Annotated in this window: 22 protein-coding genes; 11 read left to right on the forward strand and 11 right to left on the reverse strand. The window is 63.7% G+C overall.

From position 1 onward, the window contains the following. The first annotated feature begins 1 nt into the window (after nt 1). From BLQ01_RS01810 to BLQ01_RS01820, 3 genes are read left to right on the forward strand one after another with little or no spacing between them, the layout of a single operon-like run. Nucleotides 2-439, forward strand: a complete 438-nt coding sequence (locus BLQ01_RS01810) for a MaoC family dehydratase (RefSeq protein WP_026539769.1) — start codon at nt 2-4, stop codon at nt 437-439. Then, the gene (locus tag BLQ01_RS01815) at nt 436-1,806 is read left to right on the forward strand and encodes an MFS transporter (RefSeq protein ID WP_091549892.1); all 1,371 of its coding nucleotides are present in this window, start codon (nt 436-438) and stop codon (nt 1,804-1,806) included. The genes BLQ01_RS01810 and BLQ01_RS01815 overlap by 4 nt, the downstream gene beginning before the upstream one ends. 9 nt (nt 1,807-1,815) lie before the next feature. Then, nucleotides 1,816-2,883 (forward strand): UDP-N-acetylmuramate dehydrogenase, encoded by a 1,068-nt coding sequence (locus tag BLQ01_RS01820; protein WP_026546318.1) that lies wholly within the window; start codon nt 1,816-1,818, stop codon nt 2,881-2,883. A gap of 220 nt (nt 2,884-3,103) precedes the next feature. On the opposite strand, the gene BLQ01_RS01825 is transcribed toward BLQ01_RS01820, so the two are convergent. Further along, complete coding sequence (locus tag BLQ01_RS01825; RefSeq protein ID WP_026539772.1) at nt 3,104-3,583, reverse strand: hypothetical protein; 480 nt, start codon at nt 3,581-3,583, stop codon at nt 3,104-3,106. An 85-nt stretch (nt 3,584-3,668) separates the two neighbouring features. On the opposite strand from BLQ01_RS01825, the gene BLQ01_RS01830 reads away from it, so the two are divergent. After that, on the forward strand, nt 3,669-4,799 hold the full coding sequence (locus tag BLQ01_RS01830; RefSeq protein WP_091549894.1) for a winged helix DNA-binding domain-containing protein: 1,131 nt from the start codon (nt 3,669-3,671) through the stop codon (nt 4,797-4,799). A gap of 100 nt (nt 4,800-4,899) precedes the next feature. Here the strand turns inward: BLQ01_RS01830 and asd are convergent, their stop codons facing one another. The 10 genes from asd to BLQ01_RS01880 all read right to left on the reverse strand — a co-directional run bounded on the left by asd (nt 4,900) and on the right by BLQ01_RS01880 (nt 15,209). Continuing rightward, the gene (gene asd / locus BLQ01_RS01835; RefSeq protein WP_026539774.1) at nt 4,900-6,054 is read right to left on the reverse strand and encodes an aspartate-semialdehyde dehydrogenase; all 1,155 of its coding nucleotides are present in this window, start codon (nt 6,052-6,054) and stop codon (nt 4,900-4,902) included. A gap of 117 nt (nt 6,055-6,171) precedes the next feature. After that, on the reverse strand, nt 6,172-6,396 hold the full coding sequence (locus tag BLQ01_RS01840) for an NF038396 family protein (RefSeq protein WP_026539775.1): 225 nt from the start codon (nt 6,394-6,396) through the stop codon (nt 6,172-6,174). A 2-nt stretch (nt 6,397-6,398) separates the two neighbouring features. Further along, a complete protein-coding gene (locus tag BLQ01_RS01845; RefSeq protein WP_026539776.1) occupies nt 6,399-7,016 on the reverse strand; it encodes a dihydrofolate reductase in 618 nt (205 codons plus the stop codon). Continuing rightward, nucleotides 7,013-7,816, reverse strand: coding sequence for a thymidylate synthase (locus BLQ01_RS01850; protein WP_091549895.1), 804 nt, complete (start codon nt 7,814-7,816; stop codon nt 7,013-7,015). The genes BLQ01_RS01845 and BLQ01_RS01850 overlap by 4 nt, the downstream gene beginning before the upstream one ends. Next, the gene (locus tag BLQ01_RS01855; RefSeq protein WP_026546313.1) at nt 7,813-8,205 is read right to left on the reverse strand and encodes a GntR family transcriptional regulator; all 393 of its coding nucleotides are present in this window, start codon (nt 8,203-8,205) and stop codon (nt 7,813-7,815) included. Before BLQ01_RS01855 ends, BLQ01_RS01850 begins: the two co-directional genes overlap by 4 nt. After that, the gene (locus BLQ01_RS01860) at nt 8,202-9,881 is read right to left on the reverse strand and encodes a hypothetical protein (RefSeq protein WP_091549897.1); all 1,680 of its coding nucleotides are present in this window, start codon (nt 9,879-9,881) and stop codon (nt 8,202-8,204) included. Before BLQ01_RS01860 ends, BLQ01_RS01855 begins: the two co-directional genes overlap by 4 nt. Before the next feature lie 68 nt (nt 9,882-9,949). Continuing rightward, a complete protein-coding gene (locus tag BLQ01_RS01865) occupies nt 9,950-10,918 on the reverse strand; it encodes an NUDIX hydrolase (protein ID WP_026539779.1) in 969 nt (322 codons plus the stop codon). Between the two features lie 9 nt (nt 10,919-10,927). Next, nucleotides 10,928-13,177 carry an RNA degradosome polyphosphate kinase gene (locus BLQ01_RS01870; protein ID WP_026539780.1) on the reverse strand — a complete coding sequence of 750 codons (2,250 nt, stop codon included), beginning with the start codon at nt 13,175-13,177 and terminating at the stop codon, nt 10,928-10,930. A 103-nt stretch (nt 13,178-13,280) separates the two neighbouring features. Further along, on the reverse strand, nt 13,281-14,252 hold the full coding sequence (gene mshD / locus BLQ01_RS01875) for a mycothiol synthase (RefSeq protein ID WP_091549898.1): 972 nt from the start codon (nt 14,250-14,252) through the stop codon (nt 13,281-13,283). A gap of 258 nt (nt 14,253-14,510) precedes the next feature. Continuing rightward, entirely contained in the window at nt 14,511-15,209 is a 699-nt protein-coding gene (locus tag BLQ01_RS01880; RefSeq protein ID WP_026539782.1) for a winged helix-turn-helix transcriptional regulator, read from the reverse strand. Nucleotides 15,210-15,469: 260 nt separating this feature from the next. Between BLQ01_RS01880 and BLQ01_RS01885 the strand changes: the two genes are divergently transcribed. From BLQ01_RS01885 to BLQ01_RS01915, 7 genes are all read left to right on the forward strand, one after another. Beyond that, nucleotides 15,470-16,204: a permease gene (locus tag BLQ01_RS01885; protein WP_091549900.1), complete on the forward strand. Its 735-nt coding sequence runs from the start codon at nt 15,470-15,472 to the stop codon at nt 16,202-16,204. Between the two features lie 166 nt (nt 16,205-16,370). Continuing rightward, nucleotides 16,371-16,970: a nitrobindin family protein gene (locus BLQ01_RS01890; protein WP_026539784.1), complete on the forward strand. Its 600-nt coding sequence runs from the start codon at nt 16,371-16,373 to the stop codon at nt 16,968-16,970. 63 nt (nt 16,971-17,033) lie between these two features. Next, nucleotides 17,034-17,756: a flavodoxin family protein gene (locus tag BLQ01_RS01895; RefSeq protein ID WP_026539785.1), complete on the forward strand. Its 723-nt coding sequence runs from the start codon at nt 17,034-17,036 to the stop codon at nt 17,754-17,756. A gap of 55 nt (nt 17,757-17,811) precedes the next feature. Continuing rightward, entirely contained in the window at nt 17,812-18,897 is a 1,086-nt protein-coding gene (locus tag BLQ01_RS01900) for a CAF17-like 4Fe-4S cluster assembly/insertion protein YgfZ (protein WP_026546308.1), read from the forward strand. Beyond that, the gene (locus tag BLQ01_RS01905) at nt 18,894-19,319 is read left to right on the forward strand and encodes an ankyrin repeat domain-containing protein (RefSeq protein ID WP_091549902.1); all 426 of its coding nucleotides are present in this window, start codon (nt 18,894-18,896) and stop codon (nt 19,317-19,319) included. The genes BLQ01_RS01900 and BLQ01_RS01905 overlap by 4 nt, the downstream gene beginning before the upstream one ends. A gap of 122 nt (nt 19,320-19,441) precedes the next feature. Continuing rightward, on the forward strand, nt 19,442-20,071 hold the full coding sequence (locus tag BLQ01_RS01910) for a PadR family transcriptional regulator (protein ID WP_026546307.1): 630 nt from the start codon (nt 19,442-19,444) through the stop codon (nt 20,069-20,071). Further along, entirely contained in the window at nt 20,055-21,575 is a 1,521-nt protein-coding gene (locus tag BLQ01_RS01915) for a DHA2 family efflux MFS transporter permease subunit (protein WP_091549903.1), read from the forward strand. Before BLQ01_RS01910 ends, BLQ01_RS01915 begins: the two co-directional genes overlap by 17 nt. The last annotated feature ends 25 nt before the right edge of the window (nt 21,576-21,600 follow it).

Raw genomic sequence — 21,600 nt, forward strand, 5'->3', positions numbered from 1 at the left:
CATGAGCCCCACATTCGAAGAACTGACGGTCGGCCAGGAAATCGGCAGCCGCAGCATTGACGTCACCCGCCAGGACCTGGTCAAGTACGCAGGAGCCTCCGGTGACTTCAACCCCATCCACTGGAACGAAGCCTTCGCCACCTCGGTGGAGCTGCCGGGCGTCATCGCGCACGGTATGTTCACCATGGGTGCGGCCGTGCAGCTGGTGAGCGACTGGGCAGGCGACCCCGCCGCCGTCGTCGATTACCAGACCCGCTTCACCAAGCCCGTCCTCGTAACCGACACGACCGGAACCGATGACGCCGGCGCTGTCATCGACGTCACCGGTGTTGTGGGAGCGCTCGACGCCGATGCCCGCACCGCGCGTATCGACCTCACCGTGGTGGCGGCGGGACTGAAGGTCCTCATGAAGTCACAGGCGGTTGTGAAGGTCTCTTGAACCAACAGAACACCTCGCAACACCGCAGTAAACCGCGCGCCACATCGACTGAAATGTCGCGGTGGCGCGCCGCTGTTCTTGCCTCCTACGCGGCCAGCGGCATCGCCTTTGCCACGTGGGTCTCCCGCCTGCCCGCCATTCGTGATGGATTGAACCTGACGCCGGGTGGCATTGGCCTCTTGCTCATGTGCATGACGGTGGCCTCGTTCATCTCCATCTCCGCCTCCGGCCTCATCGTGCTGCGGCTTGGCCCCAAGCTGACCACGAGGATTGGCAGCTGCATGGTGGGTGCGGGCCTTGTCACCGTGGGTGTCGGCACCTCCATTGCGGCAAACCCCTTGGTGGTGGCAGCAGGCTTGGTAATCCTTGGTTTGGGGACGGCCAGTTGGAACACCGCATCCAATGTGGAAGGTGCTTCGCTTGAGCGCGAGCTGCAGCGCCACATCATGCCCCACCTGCATGGTGCCTTCAGCTTGGGAACCGTCGCCGCTGCCGGTTTCGGTGCCTGGGCCGCGGCTATCCACATGCCGGTGTTCTGGCATTTCCTGATCTCGGGCCTGGTAGTGACGACGTCGGTGGTGGCGGCAACTTTCTGGTTCCGCGCAGAAAAGACCGCTGCAGCAACGCAGACGTTCCGCCCTGAAGAAACCGACACTTTCCAGGATCCGTCAACGGGACCGCTGCCTATCATTTCCCGGAATCCGGATGACACCTCCCGGAACCCGGACACTGGGCGGGAAGACCGCAAAGCCCCGGTTCCACTGGACAGCAAGAGGCTGGTGGCCCTTGCCTGGCGTGACCGCCGGACGCTCCTGATCGGCGTCCTGGTCCTTGGTTTGGCCTTGGCCGAAGGAGCTGCCGGGGATTGGGTGGCGCTGGCACTGGCTGACGGCTACGGTCAGACCGATGCCGCAGGTGCTGTAGGTTATGGACTGTTCGTCACGTTCATGACCATCGGCCGTTTCACGGGCACAGTGATCCTTGACCGTTTTGGCCGGGTAGTGGTGATGCGCTGGTGCTCGGCGACCGCCGTCGTGGGTTTGGCGCTTTTTGTCTTCTCGCCCGTTCCCTGGCTCGCGTTCGTTGCCTTGGCCATCTGGGGGCTTGGAGCCTCGCTGGGGTTCCCCGTGGGGATGTCCGCTGCGGCAGATGACCCCGTCCACGCCGCTGCCCGGGTCTCAGTGGTCTCCACCATTGGTTACGGCGCCTTCTTGTGCGGCCCTCCGCTGCTGGGACTGTTGGCTGAACATTTCGGCATCCTGCATTCACTGCTGGCCCCGTTGGTGTTGCTGGTGGTCAGTTTCTTCCTGGCGCCCCTGGCCGGTCAACAGGCGGCAAAGTCCGCGGAGCCCAAGGAAGCCCGTTAGGCTTGATTGGTGACCCAAACGCTGCTTTCTGAATTGACCACTGCTGCCGTTGGTGGCCCCGCGGGCACCTTTATTGAAGCCCGCACTGAGGCTGAAATTATCGACGCCGTCCGGTCGGCCGACGCTGCAGGTGAAAGACTCCTCATCATCGGTGGCGGCTCCAATTTGTTGATCTCCGACGACGGTTACCCCGGTACGGTGCTGAAGATCGCCTCGGAGGGGTTCACAGTGAATTCCGAAGACAGTTGCGGTGGCGTGTCGGTGGTTGTGCAGGCCGGACACAACTGGGACGCCCTGGTTGAACATTCCGTGCTGCATGCCTGGTCCGGACTGGAGGCATTGTCCGGTATTCCGGGATCAACTGGCGCAACCCCCGTGCAGAATGTGGGTGCCTACGGTGCTGACGTTTCACAGACCATCGCTGCTGTCCGCACCTGGGACCGCGAACGCAACGCAGTCCAGACGTTCACCAGCTCCGAACTCAAGTTCGGATACCGCGACTCCATCCTGAAGCAGACCACGGTTGAAGGATCACCGCGCTACGTGGTGCTGACCGTGGAGTTCCAGTTGCCGCTGGGCCGGATGAGCGCCCCCATCCGCTACGCCGAGTTGGCCCGGGTTCTGGGCGTGGAGCCGGGCAAGCGTGCCTACTCCAACGATGTCCGCAGGGAAGTCCTTCGGCTCCGCGCGTCCAAGGGCATGGTCCTGGATGCAGCAGATCGCGACACCTATTCCACCGGCTCGTTCTTCACCAACCCGATCGTGCCGGCAGAACGCGCCGCTGAACTGCCGGAGAACGCACCCAGGTACCCTGCCGGTGACGACGGACAGGTGAAGCTCTCCGCCGCGTGGCTGATCGACCAGGCAGGGTTCGGCAAGGGCTTTGGCCTGGAGGAAGCGAGCGTTTCGGGCGGCCGGGCGTCCCTGTCCACCAAGCACACCCTCGCCATCACCAACAGGGGGACAGCTTCGGCCGCGGACATGGTGGCCATCGCGCGGGAGGTGAGGTCCGGCGTCGTCGGGCGTTTTGGTATTGAACTCCACCCGGAACCATTGCTGATCGGCCTCTCCCTCTAAAGCGCCGCCCGCGAGGGGTTGGATCTCGGGGGAATAAGGCGATTTTTCGGTTGAGATCCCGCCCCTCGCCGCAGGAGGCGAAGCGGACCCCAGGTGAGCCGCCCGCGAGGGGTTGGATCTCGGGGGAATAAGGGGATCTTTCGGTTGAGATCCCGCCCCTCGGCGCACCCCGCCCCTCGGCGCACGCCGCCCCGCGGCCAAGTGCGCGACGCCGGCGACCCTAGCGCGTCCGCCGCTCGGCAATCGGCAGGATCTTGTTGAGCAACAGGAACGTGAGGCCGCAACTGACGGAGCCCAGCAAGAAGATCTGGCTGAACGCGATACTTTGCGGCGATGGTCCACTGGGCATGAACAGGCCGGCGGCTGCGAAACCTACCAAGCCCAGGAGCATGACAATGGCTCCCAGCAGGAAGCTGCGGACCTGGGCGGCGGCGGTTGGGTAGAACCATGGCTCGGGGGCGTCGTCGTCGCGGTCGGAGACGGGTTGGCAGATCGCTGCGGTGCCGATGAGCAGGGCAGCTGCCGCGGTTGCTACGAGGCTGACTGTCTGGATGGCCTGCATCGAGGGGGAAAGGCTGACGCCCGTTCCCACCGCGACCACCAGACCCGCACCAAGCCCCGCGAGCGTGCAGAACCAGCCGGCGGTAGCCAACCACCGGCTCATCGGCCGCACAAACGGGGCAAGATCTCCGAAAAGCATGAATCCATCCTAGGATCCGCTGCTGGGTAGGGGCTGGGAGGCGCGGCAAGGTTCCCTGTGCGTGCCTGCCCTTTTAGGATGAAGCATGCCTGCAGCCCTCAAAAGTCCCAGTCCCCGTGTGATGGGCCGTTTGCGGCTCGTCAGCCAAGGCCTGCTGGGTGGTGGCTTCCCCTCGGTTGCCGACGCCGTTCGTTGGATGACCGCCATGCAGGCCCAGGACCTGGGCCATGCGCTGTGGGCTGTCGGGCAGCGGGTTCCCGGCACCCATGCCTCGGATGTCCGGGCCGCACTCGACGCCGGGAGCGTGGTCCGTTCCTGGCCCATGCGGGGTACCCTTCACCTCCTGGCCCCTGAGGATCTCCGCTGGATCCTGGGCATCACCAGTGACCGGCTCATGTCCGTGGTGGCCGGCAGGCATCGTGAACTGGGCATCACGCCGGACGACATCAGCCATTGCCGGGACATCGCCTTCAAGACAGCGGAGTCCCTGAAGGCCGGGGGTGCGCCCGGAGCGAGCCGTGAGCAGTTGTTCCAGGCCTTTGAGGAAGCAGGCCAGGCCACCAAAGCGCAGCGGGGGATCCACTTGCTGGGGAGTCTGTGCCAGCGTGCGTGGCTGGTTCAGGGGCCCATGGCTGCGACCAGCGGGAAGGCAGGCTTGCAGCAGCTGTTTGTGCCGTTTGAGGACTGGATCCCCGAGTCCAGGGAGCTTGGCCGCGAGGAAGGCATAGCAGAACTGTTGTTCCGCTACGTCAGGAGCCACGGACCGGCGACCATCAAGGACTTCTCGTGGTGGAGCCAGGTCCCGCTTCTTGAGGCGCGGGCGGCCCTGAAGACCCTGCATGGCCGGCTGGTTGAGGTGCCGTTTGGCGGCAGCAGTTATTGGGTGTCGCCGGAGACTGCTGCGATGCTCGACGACGGCGTCCCAGGGTCGCGCTCGCTGCTGGCACTTCCTGGCTTCGATGAGTACCTGCTCGGCTACCAGGACCGGAGCCTAGTGCTGGCTCCCGAGCATGCCGGGCAGGTGGTGCCTGGCAGGAACGGCGTTTTCAAACGCATCATCGTATCCGGCGGAGAAGTGGTGGGAACTTGGGTCAGGACCATGAGCGGCAAGTCAGTGGGCGTCGCACCCGAGCCGTTCGCCGGGCAATTGGGGGCTGCCGCTGAGCGCTCCTTCCAAGCCCAGGGCAGGGCGTACGTGAAATTCATGGCCGGCTGAACAGGCAACCGGGGGCCATAAATACACCGACAACGCGAAAACCCGCTGTTCCGAGGCCGTGAAGCAACGGAACAGCGGGTCAGCAGCGGGTTGGAGCAGCCTAGAGCTTGCCCGTGGCGATGTTGAGCATGCGGCGCAGCGGCTCGGCTGCACCCCACAGGAGCTGGTCGCCAACTGTGAAGGCGCTGATGTACTCCGGGCCCATTTCGAGCTTGCGGATACGGCCCACGGGGATGTCCAGGGTTCCGGAGGCTGCCACGGGGGTCAGGTCCGCCATGGAGGCTTCCTTGGTGTTGGGAACAACCTTGGCCCACTCGTTGTCCTTGGCCAGGAGGTTCTCGATTTCGGTCACGGACAGGTCTTCGCGCAGCTTGAGCGTCAGGGCCTGGGAGTGCGAACGCATGGCGCCGATCCGGACGCAGAGTCCGTCCATCGCGATGTGGTCCTTGCCGGCCGTTCCGTTGCCGGTGCCGAGGATCTTGTTGGTTTCGACGCCGGCTTTCCACTCTTCCTTGGACTGGCCGTTGCCGAGGTCGGCATCGATCCAAGGGATCAGTGAGCCGGCCAGCGGCACGCCGAACTGGGTGGCGTCAACGCCGGTGCGCTGTGCAGCGAGGACCTTGTGGTCGATTTCAAGGATCGCCGACGCCGGATCCTGCAGTTCGCTGCTGACCTCGTTGTTGAGGGTGCCGAACTGGTTCAGGAGTTCACGCATGTGACGGGCTCCGCCACCGGAGGCAGCCTGGTACGTCATGGAGGTTCCCCACTCCACCAGGTTGTTCTTGAACAGGCCACCGAGGCCCATCAGCATGCAGGAAACCGTGCAGTTGCCGCCGATGAAGTCCTTCACGCCCCCGGACAGGCCGGCGTCGATGACATCGCGGTTGATGGGGTCCAGGACGATGATCGAGTCATCGTTCATGCGCAGGGTGGAAGCGGCGTCGATCCAGAGGCCGTCCCAGCCACGGCTGCGAAGTTCGCTGTGGACCTGCTTGGTGTAGTCGCCGCCCTGGGCGGTGACAATGATCGGCAGCTTGGCCAGGGTCTCAATATCGAACGCGTCCTCGAGCTTGCCGGGGTCGCCGGCGGCAGAGTCCAGGAAGGACGGGGCCGCACCTCCCGCGTTCGAGGTGGAGAAAAATACCGGGTTGATGTTGGCGAAGTCGTTCTCTTCCTGCATGCGCTGCATCAGGACGGAGCCGACCATGCCACGCCAACCGACCAGTCCAACGGACGGATTAGCTGCTGTAGTCATTGAACAAGTCTAGACTTTCGGAGCAAACCGCCGCTGTTGATTACGTCACGCACACAACGGGCGGGCACCACGGGCGCCCAAGTGCCGCGCAGCAGCCAACCGCGGTTTCAGCGCTTCTTAGAGGGCGCCGGCGTCGTGCTCTTCAAGCAAAAGGGCCTTGCGCTTGCGCACGGCGAAGAAGGCACTGAACGTAAATACCTGCGTGACCACGATCAGCACGATGATTCCGGCAATCTTGTTGCCGCCCAGGATCATGGTCAGTCCCACAATGGCGGAGATCAGGGCGAAGAGCGGCAGCAGCATATAGCCCAGCACAAACAGGGTTTCGGGTTTCTTCAGCATGCTCAGCTCTCTTGGCTTTCCTGGGTTGCGTTCCGGCGCCACGTGGTGAACCGGTAGTTGGTGCCGTTCTTGGCGGTAAGCCAGCCCTCGGACGGGGCTACGGCGTCGAAGGTCCAATCATCGCCGAGTTCGGGAGCGAAGGTGTCGCCCTCCGGATCGGCGTCGATGATGGTGATGACGGCCAGGTTTGCGATCTCCATGGATTGTCCAAAGATTTCGCCGCCGCCGATGATCCAGACTTTTTGGCCACCGGGCGCGAACTGCGACTCCAAAAGGGCCGCGTCCAGTGATGAAACCACGACGGCGCCCTGGGCCTCGGGCGTGGACGCCCAGTCTGCGTTGCGGGTCACCACAATATTGGTCCGGCCCGGGAGGGGACGGTACTTTTCCGGGAAGGACAGCCACGTCTTGCGGCCCATGATGACGGGGTGGCCGGTGGTGAGTTGGCTGAAGTGCTTGAGGTCCTCGGGGAGGTGCCACGGCATGGAGCCGTCCTTGCCGATCACGCCGGACTTTGTCTGCGCCCACACCATGCCGATGCCCGTCATGCGCGCGGCGGTCTCCTGGGTGAAGATGACGCCGGGAAGCTGGGAGGGAGTCCCGGGGGAAGTCGTGCTCATACGGCGATCGGGGCCTTGATGGTGGGGTGGTGGCGGTAGTCCACAACCTCGAAGTCGTCCAGGGTGTAGTCGAAGATGGAGTCCGGCTTCCGGAGGATCCTCAGTTGCGGGTACTCGTAAGGCTCACGGCCGAGCTGCTCGGCAACCTGGTCCACGTGGTTGTCGTAGACGTGGACGTCTCCGCCGGTCCAGACGAATTCGCCCGGCTCCAGGTCCAGTTGTTGCGCCACCATCCGGGTCAGGAGTGCGTAGGAGGCAATGTTGAAGGGAACACCCAGGAACGTGTCGGCGGAGCGTTGGTACAGCTGGCAGGACAGTTTCCCGTCTGCCACGTAGAACTGGAAGAACGCGTGGCACGGCGGCAACGCCATGTCCTTGAGTTCGGAGACGTTCCATGCGGACACGATGTGCCGGCGCGAATCCGGGTTGGCGGCCAGGTTGGCCATGAGCTCGGAGATCTGGTCGATGTGCCCGCCGTCGGGGGTTGGCCAGCTGCGCCATTGGACGCCGTATACCGGGCCGAGCTCGCCGTCGGCGTCCGCCCATTCGTCCCAGATGGAGACGCCCTGGTCCTGCATCCACTTCACGTTCGAGTCGCCGCGCAGGAACCACAGGAGCTCTACCGCCACGGACTTGAAATGGACCCTCTTGGTGGTGATCAGCGGGAAGCTCCCGGCAAGATCGAACCTCAACTGGCGGCCGAAGACGCTGCGGGTTCCGGTTCCGGTGCGGTCCGACTTGTGCGTGCCGTTGGCCATGACATCGCGCAGGAGGTCTTCATAAGGGGTGGGGATGCTCACGAGTCCAGCTTACTGGTCAGCCTGCCTCGAACCAGATCTATGAGAGTGTCGTCACCAATGCCCGCACCCCGGGCCGTCCGGATCAAGCCGTCGACGGCGGCCATCACCGCAGCGTCCGAACGGACAGTCCCGTGGGGCGCGGGAGGCGGGCCGAGGACGACAGTCCCGTTCCGGCGTCGTGATTCAATCAATCCGCCCTGCTCCAGCTCCTTATAGGCGCGCGCCACGGTTCCCGCTGCGATGCCGAGGTCAGCGGCCAGGCTGCGCACCGTGGGCAAGCGGCTCCCCGGTTCAAGGATGCCCACTGCTATGAGGGAACTGAGTTGGCGGCGGATCTGTTCGTACGGCGGAACGGGATCGGAGAGGTCCACCGTGATCCCGGCCGTCATTGTGCGTGTTCTCCCTGTTTGGCCGCGTGACCCCGTGGAATGGTCCGGAAGAGCCGCCGCACCGGTATCACGGCGACCAGGGCCCCGAGGATGATCAGGACCAGGCCAATGCCGACCGCGGGGCTGGGGCCGATCGGATCCGGGCTGGGCCCGGCCGGGAACACGTCATACCAGGCGATTCCAGTACTGGCCAGCAGTACGCCGGCCTGCGCCAGGGCATACGCGGCCAGTGTCCGTACGATCCTGTAGATGCTGATGGCACGGAGCGCGGAGTCCAGTCCTGCATTACCGCCTGCCTCGGGGACACCACGACGACGCCGCACAGCCAGGATGGCACCGGCGCCGGCCAGGGCAACCACTGCGGAGAGAAGGGCGACGGCGGGCCAGGCCTTGGGACCGAACGGTTTCACTTCCCCGGCAACGGCGAAGGCAACTGCCAGAGCCAGTACCAAGGCGCTGGCTATGGCAAAGGACAGCAGGCCCCTGGAGACGGGTTGCCGCGGCCAGTGGCGTGGAGCCTCGGGCGTGCCGTAGTTCCTGGCGGTCAGGAACTCGCCCGCAGCAATGGTTGCAAGGAGCAGTAAGGCCACTATGGCCGTCAGGGCGGGAAAGGACCACGCGGCGGGTGGTAGCGGAGGAAACAGGATGAGTGCGTAGCCGGTCGCCAGGGCGATGCCGCCCACCACCCCCAGGGTTGCTCCGACGGAAATGCCCAACCGGGCAGCGGGGTGGGTGCGGGGATCGGCGCGGAGGGTGGCGGCGCTGGTGGTCTTGGCCGCTTGGTGCAGCGACGGCAGTTCCGGGACCCGCCAACCCCACATCATGAGGAGCACCACCATGTTGACCAGGCCCAGGATGTTGAACCACGACGATTGCCAAAGTGCTCCGGGTGCGGGCTGGGCCGCGAAGTTGCCGGCGATGGCAGCCAGGCCGGCCGCGATGGTGGCCACTGTTCGAAGCAGCCGGTTGGTGGCGATGATCCGGAGTGTCCGGTTGTCGTCGCCGTCGAGGGTTTCCAACTGGCGGCGGCGGGCGATCAGGAAAAGTACCAGGACGGTTCCCAATGCCAGGACCAGCAAGGCCCCGCCGAGCCAGGCCGCCAGCTCTAGTCCGGGTATGCGGCCGTCCTGGCCTTGACCCATGTACCCGTTGTCCGGATACGCACCGCCCTGAGGCGGCGCCTGGCCCGGGGGTGTCGGGAGTACCGGCGCGTGGCCCGGGAGGGTCCCGATCCACACGATGACCAACGCTGCGACTGCGAAGATTGCTGAGGTGGTCCACGCAAGCTTTCGGGGAAGGAAGTCGCGGATCCTGCGGACGGTGAGTTCAGCGTATCTGCGCGGAGCTTTCGGTGCCGGGTAGCTCAACTGCCCCAAGGCATGAACCGTGAGGCAGGCAGCGATCGGCCAGCCCAGGGCCGTGGCGATCTGGTCCGCAGTTGCGGGGGCGCTGGATCCCATGGGATTTGCGCGCATGATCCCGGCGTTCATGGCACCCTGCAGTGAGCTGGCCATCCACCCAATGATGCCCACCCATAAACCGTGCGAGGCAACGGATTGGGCATCGGGCTTGGACCACACCTGCATACGCAGAAACAGGTAAACGATCACGGCGCCGACTGCAGGCCCAAGGAACAGCAAAGGCGGCAGGTTGATGTACACGGAAAAGACCCCCAAGTCTTTTGTATCTATGTACTAAGTATTTGATACAAAAGACCGGGGGTCAACTCCCGGCCCGTGTGGTGTCAGTCGTCGAAGGGCTTGACCTGCTCCACGGAAACAATCTTCCGCCCGGAACCACGCGCTACCTGACAGACGATCACTTCGCCCGGCGTCAGGTACGGGTCCGATGCCGGTAGCAGGGCTTTCAGGCCCTGCGACATATGTTGTCCCAGCTGTTTCAGGGCAGTGGGAAGCGCAGGGCGGTGTGTGCAGACGGCGATCGGAACCTGTTTGTCGAACAGGGCCTCCACCGCTGCCGCCGTCTTCTTGGGGGAGCGCTGGTGGCTGTGTTCGGTCAAGGCTTCCACCAGTTTGACCTTTGCCCCACTGGCCTTGGCATAGGGGGCGATGGTGGCAACGCAGCGCGCCCAGGGGCTGGTGACCACGCGCTGCGGTTTCCACACGCCCAGGAGACGTTGAACGGCAACTGCCTGCCGCTGGCCCGTCGCTGCCAACGGACGGTCGCCCTCGGCTTTGGTCCAGGAAGACCGCGGTTTTGCCTTGGCGTGACGGATCAGCACCAGCGGCCATGTGTCCAGTTCGCCCCGGACGTGCGCCTTCTCCAGGTACTCGAGCGGCTCCACATCCGTTGGGTTGCTCAGGAACGAGGCCGCCCTGTCGGGACTGCACCACATGACGCTGTCCACTTCCTTGCCGTCCGGCCTGAGCTGGGCTCCGTTGACCCGGACAGCCCAATACCGGACAATCTTCAAACCGGCAGAGACGTGGTAATGGATTGCGGGAAGGGGGATGCCCAGCGGTGCCTGGAGACCTATCTCTTCCCACACTTCACGGGCAGCGCACTCAGGAACCGTTTCGCCGGCGTCGAGCTTTCCTTTCGGCCAGGACCAATCGTCATACCGCGGCCGGTGGATGAGGAGTACCTCAAGGGCACCCTTGTTGAGCCGCCACGGAATAGCGCCGGCTGCGACAACAGCCACCGGCTCGCCGGGGTGGTCAGTCTGATCCGCCACGGGGGTATCGCTGTTCAAGTGCTTCCTCTACCGCCGTGCCGATGCGCGCTGCCGCGAGCGGGATTCCAGGAGCCAAGACTGCATGTCCAGCAACGGGTTGCCGTCCCCATCCTGGTGATGCCGCGTCCAATGGCCCTGGTTGTCCAAGTGCCAGCTGGCAGTATTGTCATCCACGTAACGGCTCATGAGGTCCATGACTGTTGCGGTATCTTCCTTGCTGGCCAACTGCACCAAGGCCTCCACGCGACGGTCCAGGTTGCGGTGCATCATGTCCGCCGAGCCGATGTACACCACGGGATCGCCGCCGTTGCCGAAGGCGAACACGCGGGAGTGCTCAAGGAAACGCCCCAGGATGGAGCGGACTGTGATGTTCTCACTCAGGCCAGGCACGCCGGGGCGCAGCGAGCAGATGCCGCGCACCACCACATCAACTCTCACGCCGGCCTGCGAAGCGCGGTACAGGGCGTCGATGATGGCTTCGTCCACCATGGAATTGACCTTGATCTGCACCAGGCCAGGGACGCCGGCGCGCGCATTGCGGATTTCGGTTTCAATCCGCTCCACCAAGCCCGCACGGACCGAACGCGGAGCAACGAGCAGCCTCTTGAAGGTGGACTTCGGCGCGTAGCCGGAAAGCTGGTTGAACAGCTTGGAAAGGTCCTCGCCCACTTGCTCGTTGGCAGTCAGCAGGCCAAGGTCCTCGTAATACCGGGCTGTGCGCGGGTGGTAGTTACCGGTGCCGATGTGGCAGTAGCGGCGCAAGCCATCCACTTCCTGGCGGACCACCAGCGACAGCTTGCAGTGGGTCTTCAAACCCACAATGCCGTACACCACGTGGACGCCGGCCTGCTCCAGCTTGCGTGCCCAGGAAATATTGGCCTGCTCATCGAATCGGGCTTTGATTTCCACCAGGGCCAGCACCTGCTTGCCCGCCTCTGCGGCATCGATCAGTGCGTCCACAATCGGGGAGTCGCCGGAGGTCCGGTACAGGGTTTGCTTGATCGCCTGCACCTTGGGATCCGCCGCTGCCTGCTCCAGGAAAGCCTGAACCGAGGTGGAGAAGGAATCGTACGGGTGGTGGAGCAGGATGTCCCGACGACGCATGGCCGCAAAGACGTTGGCTGCCTTGGACGTCTCGGATTCGTTCAGGTACCGCGAAGTGTGCGGAACGTGCTTGGGGTAGTGGAGATCTGCCCGGTCGATGTTGCTGATCGCCGACAATCCACGCAGGTCAAGGGGTGCCGGCACGGAGTAGACCTCCGACTCCTCCACTCCCAGTTCCCGGATCAGCAGCGCCTTGATGTTCGGGTTGATGTCCGTGGTGACTTCCAGGCGGACCGGGGGGCCGAAGCGGCGGCGCAGCAGTTCCTTCTCCAGGGCCTGGAGGAGGTTCTCGGCGTCGTCCTCTTCGACTTCCAGGTCCTCGTTGCGGGTGACGCGGAAGGTGTGGTGCTCCAGGACCTCCATGCCTGGGAAGAGTTTGTCCAGGTGGACGGCGATGACTTCTTCCAGGGCGATGAAGCGGGCTACCCGGCCGGGGATGGCACCGGCCCGGGGTCCGTCCACCGAAATCAGGCGCGGGAGCTGGTCCGGCACCTTCACGCGGGCAAAGAGTTCCTTGTCGCTGATCGGGTTGCTCACGATCACTGCAAGGTTCAGGGAGAGTCCTGAGATGTACGGGAAGGGGTGTGCCGGGTCCACAGCCAGGGGGGTCAGGATGGGGAAGACCTTCTCCTGGAACATGATGCTGATCCGGTGGCGCGCATCTTCATCAAGTTCGTGCCAGTGCATGAGATGGATGTGCTCATAAGCCAGTGCCGGACGGATCTGCTCGGCAAAGACCCGCGCGTGGCGTTCCTGCAGCTTGTGGGCTTCCTCGCCGATCTGCTCCAGTACCTCGATGGGGCTCAGCCCCGCGGGGGAGGGCACGGCCAGCCCGGTGGCGATACGGCGCTTGAGGCCTGCCACCCGGACCATGAAGAACTCATCCAGGTTTGAGGCAAAGATCGAGAGGAAGTTGACGCGTTCCAGCAGGAACAGGTCCGGGTCCTCGGCGAGTTCAAGCACGCGGGAGTTGAACGCCAGCCAGCTGAGCTCGCGGTCCAGGAAGCGGTCCGGGGTGATGTCGCCTTCGGGCTCAAGGCTCGGCGCGAATTCCGGAATGTCGATGCGGTCCTGGGTGGCCCGCGAGGCCGGCACTTCCGAGGATCCGAAGCGCGGGGGCAGGGTTGCCCCCTTCGAGGTGGATCCGGCGGTGCCGACGGGGTCCGGCTGCATGGGGTTCTCCTAAGCTCAGGACGGGGTTTCCTCCCACATTACAAGCAATTGGGCTGCCCGAATCATAGATGTCACCGGCTTTCCGTCCGGCAATCACCCCTGGTTAATTTTTGGTTAAAGGTCCATACATCACATCGGTATCCCAGCGGACGAAGCCGAGTTTCTGATATAGGGCTACCGCAGCCTGGTTGTCGGCGTCCACGTACAGCATGACGGCGTGCAGGCCTTTGTCCTGGAGATGCTTGATTCCGGCCACCGTCAGGGCCTTGCCCAGTCCCAGTCCTTGGGCTTCGGGAGTAACTCCCACTACGTACACTTCGCCGATGGCCGGGTGCGGTCCCTGCCGGGGATGGACCTTGGTCCAGTGGAAGCCCAGGAGCTCGCCGCCGGCATTGACGGCCAACAGGAACCCTTCGGGATCGAACCAATCTTCGGCCTTCCGGGCTTCGAGGTCCGCCAAAGTCATCGAACCCTGCTCGGGGTGGTGGGCGAACGCGGCACGGTTCGCTGCCAGCCATGCCTGCTCGTCCTGGCCCGGCACGAAGGGGCGCAGCGACACGCCCTCCGGGAGGCCGGCGTCGGGCAGTACCGAAGCGGAGGACATGAGCCGCATCTTCCACAGCTCCCGCACGGCCTGGTAGCCGAATCGGGTAGCGAGTTCGGCAGCGGCCTCGTGGTTCCCGTGGGACCACGCGCTGAGTCCCTCCAGGCTCCGCTTGCCCTGCAACCCGCCCAGCAGCCTTCCCGCCACGCCCTGGTTGCGGTAGCTCGGGTGGACAGCCAGTTCCAGGACACCGCTGGAGTCAGGCGCTTCAACGACGACGGCGACACCCGCCAGATCGTCGCCGGTGGCAGGATCGGAGTCCTCGTCGGGGGCGTACAGTGCCAGGGTCAAGACGGAGTGGTCCCCGGAATCTGCGCCGCGCAGCATGACCAGGGTCTGCTCTGAGAAGGGCGGGTTGCCATCTGACTCCTCTGCGGCTGCGGCGAGGGTCTTGACGTCCTTGAGGAGATGGGGGTCCAAGGCGCCGGCGATGATCAGGACGGGCCAGTTTTCCGGGTGCGCGTGACTCATGATGCAAGGCTATACGTCCAAGGCAAGCCCTGTGATTTGAAGTCCGGGGGGAACGGCGGTAGTCTCGTTATCTCGCTCGGCTTTGCGGCTTCTTATGAGGTCAACCAGTCAGTGCAGGGGGGATCCACCAGTGGGGTGGCCTCGATACGTTCGACCCGTATGTCCTCCACTTTGAAACGGAAGAGGCCGGAATCCGCAGGGATTCCGGCCTCTTTCGTATGATGCTGCGGTTTCCCGTGGCTTCCGGGAGCCAAGCGCTCAGGCTTCGGACAGCTCGTCATCGGGCAGTCGCACCAGCGTGAGCCGGTAGCCCACGTTGCGGACCGTGCTGATGAGGTTCTCATGATCCACACCCAGCTTGGCGCGAAGCCTCCGGATATGGACGTCCACGGTCCGGGTGCCGCCGTAGTAGTCATAGCCCCAGACTTCGGTCAACAGCTGCTGGCGCGTGAACACGCGGCCCGGGTGCTGTGCCAGGTACTTCAGGAGTTCGAATTCCTTGAAGGTCAGGTTCAGGGGCTGGCCGCTGACGCGGGCGGTATAGCTCGCTTCGTCAATAACGACGCCGGCCGCACGGATCTCCGTTTGGGTTTCCTCTTCACCGGGTACCGCCCGTGCCATGGCAAGGCGGATACGCGCTTCAACCTCGGCGGGGCCGGCGGAATCGAGCACGATGTCATCCACTGCCCAGGCGTTGGAGACGGCAGCCATGCCGCCTTCGGTGAGGATGAGCATGAGGGGAGCGCTGAGGCCGGTTGCCTTGAGCAGTTGGGTCAGCGATCGGGCGCCGACCAGATCCTTGCGGGCGTCCAGGAAAACGATGTCCGTGGGATCGGTTTCAAGCAGGGCGGTGGGTTCTGCCGGGAGGATGTGTACGCGGTGGTTCAGCAACTCCAAGGCAGGCAAAATGTCCACCGATGAGCCGGTGCTGTTCGTCAGGAGCAGGATGTGCGACATAGTTCCTCCAATGGGCTGTACGCGCATCATCGGGCGTCGAAACCGGTAATTCCCGGCCGGTCACAGCGCATTGGCAGCCTCTGCCCGTTGTAACGGGATCAAGGCCAATACAGTGCGCCGTTGAAGTCTGAGTATACCCATCAGTGCCCTGCGACACATGGATTCGTGACGGGCGTGCACCGGAATTACGACATATTGGGCCGGCTTAAGGCAGGATTGTCGAGAGGTCGTAAGGCGCATCGGATTGAGGTCGGCACACAGTGAAGTCTTGGAGCATCGGGGTATTCGGACTCGTGGCGCTTACCGCCATCGTGGCCAGCACCTTCGTTTCCCGGGAGGCCATGGTGGGTGTCGGCGTTGCCGCATCGGCGGCCGTGGGTATCGGCTGGCCGCATTTCCTTGGCGTTCCCGCAAAGAAAACCTTGGCGTCGGTGATTGGATTGGCAGGTGCGGGATCTGCCGTGGCTGCCGCCTACCTGCCGGCTCCGGGATTCCTGGAAGGAACGCCGGCCTTCATCGCCTTGGGGGTGATGGCGGTCTTCGTGGTCCAGCTCGTCCGTGGCACGGGGCAAGCGCAGCGGCTGGAATCAACCCTGGGATGCTGTGCCGGTGTGCTCTTGAACTGCCTTGGTGCAGGGTGGATTGCCGGGGCACGGTTCAACGGAGTCAAGGAAATGGTGGTGGTGGCCGGCCTGAGCGCAGCGGTCGCCCTGTTGGTGGGAATCATCCGGTGGCCCGACCGCATCGTGGCTCCGCTGGGTGTGGTCATGGCCGGACTCATGGGTCCCCTGGCAGGTCTTGTATTCTCTGATATCGCAGTACTTCCTGCGGCGTTGGTGGGCGTAGTGGTTGGCTCCGTCCTTGTATGCTTCCGCCGGATGACCACCCTTCGGCGCGGACGCCTGAACATCCGGGCGGCAGTGGGAATGGGTGTTGCGCCTGTCTGGGCTGTGGGGGCCTTGGTGTACTTCATAGACAAACTACTCATCTACTAACGGTTAGGATGGCATCATGTCTGTACTCGCATTTGAAATCTTCTTCCTCGTTCTCCTCGGCCTGGCCAGCGTTGCCATGGCATGGTTTGCGGGCTTTGTCGTATACCGCCTTTTCAAGGGCCAGAAGTAAATTCTCTGATCCTGCTCTCCAACAGAGGTAGTCGTTGTGCCTATTGAGATCCCTACCGACCTGACGCCCGAACTCGTCCCCCTTTCCTGGCTCATTGGTGAGTGGGAAGGCCGCGGCCGGCTCGGCAGCGGCGACGAGGATTCCGAGCATTTCGTCCAGCACGTCTCCTTCACCCATAACGGGCTCCCGTACTTGCAGTACCGGGCCGAGACCTGGCTCAGTGACGATGCCGGTGAGAAGCTGCGGCCGTTGACCGTTGAAACGGGCTTCTGGGCCCTGGAGCGGAAGCTCGAAGAGGGCGACGGCGGTCCCGGACTGATCCCGGCGGACATCGTTCCGGTGCTCAAGACAGCCGACGAAGTCGAAGAACGCCGCAACAAAGACGGTGGCTTCGATATCTCGGTGTCGATTTCGCATCCCGGTGGAATTACCGAGCTCTACTACGGCCAGATCAAGGGGCCCCAAATACAGCTCAGCACCGACATGGTGATGCGGGGAAGCCACTCCAAGGAGTACACGGCAGCTACCCGGATCTTCGGCCTGGTTGACGGGAACCTTTTGTGGCGTTGGGATGTTGCCGCAAGCGGCAAAGCTCTCGAAGCGCATGCCTCGGCGTTCCTGAACAAGGTTTCCTGACACTTCCTGACCCCAGGAGCATCACCTTAAGTTCCAGCAGTCGCACGGCAGAAGGAGCAGACAGTGAACAACCACGTCAGGCCTGAGGGATATGGCGGCCTCAAAGCTGTCTTCTTCAACGGCACCCTGAAACCTTCGCCGCAAACCAGTAACACTGATGGGCTCATCAGGATCAGCCGGGACATCATGGAGAAGCAAGGTGTCACCACCAAGCTTTTCCGCACCGTGGACCATGACATCGCCAGTGGTGTCTATCCGGATATGCGCGAGCACGGTTGGAAAACGGACGAGTGGCCGGAGATCTACCCTGAGGTCCGGGACGCCGACATCGTGGTGGTGGCCGGGCCTATCTGGTTGGGGGACAACTCCTCCCAAACCAAGAAGCTCATCGAGAGGCTTTATGCCCATTCCGGCGAGCTGAACAGCAACGGCCAATGGGCGTTCTACCCGAAGGTGGGCGGCTGCCTCATCACGGGCAACGAGGACGGCATCAAGCACTGTTCCATGAACGTGTTGTACAGCCTGCAGCACATCGGCTTCACCATCCCACCCCAGGCCGACGCCGGGTGGATCGGGCCTGTGGGGCCGGGTCCCAGCTACCTGGATGAGGGATCAGGTGGCCCGGAGAGTGACTTTACCAACAGGAACACCACATTCATGACGTGGAACCTGCTCCACATGGCCAAAATCCTCAAGGATGCCGGGGGTATTCCTGCCTACGGCAACCTGCCCGCGGAATGGAAAGCCGGTACCCGGTTCGACTTCGAAAATCCGGAATACCGCTGACCGGAAATATTGCCGCACCCGGAATACCGCTGAACTGCAAGGACTTCTACTACATATGACTTACTCGAGCCCTCTCTTGTCGCGCCCTGGCGCCGTCGAGGACACCGGCCTGGATGCCGGCGTCGCTGCCCACTACGGGGAGCCGCTGCGTGAGCAGCGCGCACTGGCGGCCGGAACCGCCGTCGTCGACCTCTCGCACCGCGGTGTGGTGACCGTGTCCGGACCCGACAGGCTGAGCTGGCTTAACACGCTGTCCTCGCAGCAGCTCACCAACCTTCAGCCCGGTGTCGCCAGCGAACTGCTGCTGCTCAGTGTCCAGGGCCGCATCGAGTTTGACGCCCGGGTCATTGACGACGGCGGGACCACCTGGCTGATCGTGGAAACCGCGGAAGCGGCGCCCTTGGCTGAGTGGCTCAACAAGATGAAGTTCATGCTCCGCGTCGAGATCGAAGACGTCTCGGAGCAGTGGGCAGTGGTGGGTTCCACCAAGCCGGTGGAGCAGTTCTCCCAGCGCCTGGTGTGGGAGGACCCGTGGCCGCGTGTCAGCCCGGGTGGTTATGCGTACAGCATCGTTCCGGAGGAGTCGCACCCGGGACTTGAGCGTCCCTGGTTCGAATACCTTGTCCCGGCCGCGGAACTGGAGAGCGCCGTCGAGGGCCTTCCCCTGGCAGGTGCCTTGGCGGCTGATGCGCTGCGGATCGCTGCCTGGCGTCCCCGCCTGGGTGCAGAGACCGACGAGAAAACCATTCCCCATGAACTGGATCTGCTGCGGACCTCCGTCCACCTGAACAAGGGTTGCTACAAGGGCCAGGAGACCGTTGCGCGGGTGCACAACCTGGGGCACCCGCCGCGTCGGCTTGTTTTCCTGCAGCTGGACGGTTCACAGCACACCCTTCCTGCAGTGGGCAGCGTCGTATTTGCCGGCGAACGGAAGGTGGGTACTCTGACTTCTGTGGCGCAGCACTTCGAAATGGGACCCGTGGCCTTGGCCGTGGTGAAGCGGTCCGTTTCAGCGGAGGAAACCCTGACGGTGATGGATGGCGAAGAGCCGTATGTCGCTGCCCAGGAAGTGATCGTCGCCCCCGACGCCGGCCAGGTTGTCGGGCGCCAGACCGGATTCCTGAAGGGACCCCACCGATGAGCCACTTGAACCCGACCCCAGGTTCCGAGCCCACCAACCCGGCAGTGGCCGACGACGAAACGTTGGCACTAGCCCACGCCCTATTCGATGCCGCCCGCGAAGGCAATACCGAATTGCTCCGCGGGTACTTGGCTGCCGGGGCACCGGCCACGCTGACCAACGCCGCGGGTGATTCCCTGCTGATGTTGGCCGCCTACCATGGGCACGCCGAAGCCGTGCAGGTGATCCTCCACCACGGCGCCGACGCCAATGCAGCCAATGACCGCGGCCAGACGCCCCTTGCCGGAGCGGTCTTCAAGGGTTACACGGATGTTGCCCGGGTGTTGCTGGACGCAGGAGGGGACCCCGACGCCGGAACCCCCTCCGCGCGCGAGGCTGCGGCGATGTTCGCCAGGGCCGAGATCCTGGCCCTTCTGGGCTGACGGTTCCTCCCTGACGCCAGCCAGGAAGCAGGCCCGGTCGCTTGGCGGCCGGGCTTACTTGTGCCCATATATTCCATGTGGAATAGTTGTGGTGGAATATACGCGACGGAAAGGGGCCCACCATGCCCAGGATTTCCGATCTGACGCCCCTGGGTGTCGCATCCCTGGCCCTTCTGGCCGAGGAACCCATGCATCCGTATGAGATGTACCAACTGCTGATGGCCCGCCATGAAGACCGGCTGGTCAAGGTTCGCCCCGGAACGCTGTACCACGCAGTGGGCCGGCTCGAAGACAACGGCCTCGTGGAAGCCACGGGAACCGAACGTGAAGGAAACCGGCCCGAGCGGACCTTGTACCGGATCACCGATGCCGGGAAAGACGCGCTCGATGACCGGCTCAGGGCCATGCTTTCCACCCCTGTCAACGAGTACCCGCTGTTCCCGCACGCCATTGCGGAGGCGCACCATTTGCCTGCCGCCGATGTGATGGAACTCCTGGAGGAACGGGTGGTGGCCCTGGCCGCGGACCTTGACTTCCTGCTCCGTGCGGAGGCCGTCGTCACGGCCAAGGGACTGGATCGCAAGTATTGGATAGATATCAGCTACCAGCAGGCAATGCGCAAAACGGAGATCGCGTGGATCCGCGGCCTCCTCGAGGAGTTGGGCAACGGGCACCTGCCCTGGGACGAGTCCCTTGCCGCTCCACCGGAACTTTCAAACAAGCCAAAGGAATCCCTTGGAAAACGTAGCTAAGCCATGGCCCGCGCTGTGGTCACTCGTTGTGGGCTTCTTCATGATCCTTATCGACACCACCATTGTGTCGGTCGCGAATCCGCGGATCATGGAGGGCCTCAACACGGACATCAACGCGGTCATTTGGGTCACCAGCGCCTACTTGCTGGCGTACGCAGTACCCCTTCTCATTACCGGCAGGCTGGGGGACCGGTTTGGTCCCAAGAACCTGTACCTGATCGGCCTTGTAGTCTTCACGCTGGCATCGTTGTGGTGCGGCCTCTCCGGTGATGTCGGCATGCTGATCGCGGCACGGGCTGTCCAAGGCCTGGGCGCGGCAATGATGACTCCGCAGACAATGGCCGTCATTACGCGCATCTTCCCCCCGGACCGTCGTGGTGCCGCCATGGGGCTGTGGGGAGCTACAGCCGGCATGGCCGTGCTGGTTGGCCCCATCCTCGGCGGCGTGCTGGTGGACAGCCTTGGCTGGGAGTGGATCTTCTTCGTCAACGTCCCCATCGGGATCGTGGCCTTCATCCTCGTGACGCGTTTCGTGCCGAAGCTGACCACCCACACGCACTCGTTCGATGTCCTCGGCGTAGTCCTGTCCGCCGTGGGCATGTTCCTGCTGGTCTTCGGTATCCAGGAGGGCCAAACCTACAAGTGGGGAACAGTCACCGGCTTCGTCACTGTGTGGGGCTTGATCATCACAGGACTTGTGGTGCTGGTGCTCTTCGTTCTCTGGCAGTGGTGGCTGGAACGCCGCGGCGGGGAACCGCTGCTGCCGCTCGGCCTGTTCAAGGACCGGAACTTCTCACTGGGCAACACCACCATCATGGCGGTCGGATTCACGGTGACCGCGTTCCCGTTGCCCACCATCTTCTACTATCAGACGGTGCGCGGCCTGACACCAACGCAGTCGGCGCTCCTCATGATTCCCATGGCAGTCATTTCCGGTGCCTTGGCGCCGTTCGTTGGCAAGCTTATAGACCGTGCAAATCCGCGCTACTTCGCATCCTTCGGCCTGGTGTGCCTGGCCGGCGCCTTGTTCTGGACCGCTTCACTGCTGGGACCGGACACCCCCATCTGGATGTTCCTGCTGCCCAGTGCCCTGCAGGGTGTTGCCAACGCCTTCATTTGGGGACCGGTGTCCAATGCCACCACCCGCAACCTGGAGCCCCGGCAGGCCGGTGCAGGTTCCGGTGTTTTCAACACCACCCGCCAAATCGGTGCAGTCCTTGGCTCGGCGGCCATTGCTGCGTTGATCCAGTCGAGGCTCTCCGCAGAACTGCCCGCAGCGCCTGCCGGCGCACCGGTGGGCGAGGCGTCCATGGGTGGGGCATTGCCGGAAGCCCTTCATGCAGGATTCTCGACGGCGATGAGCCAGTCCATCCTGCTGCCCGCCTGTGCGGTGCTGCTCGGCGCCGTGGTTGCACTGTTCTTTGGCAAACCGAAGACCGTGCAGGGCTGGGGCGGCGAGTCCGAACCAGCGGCCACAACCGCCAAGGCTGACCTGAACTCTTAGGGGTTTTGGTATACCTGACGCCCCT

This window comes from Arthrobacter sp. UNCCL28 (assembly GCF_900102805.1).
GTDB lineage: Bacteria > Actinomycetota > Actinomycetes > Actinomycetales > Micrococcaceae > Arthrobacter > Arthrobacter nicotinovorans_A.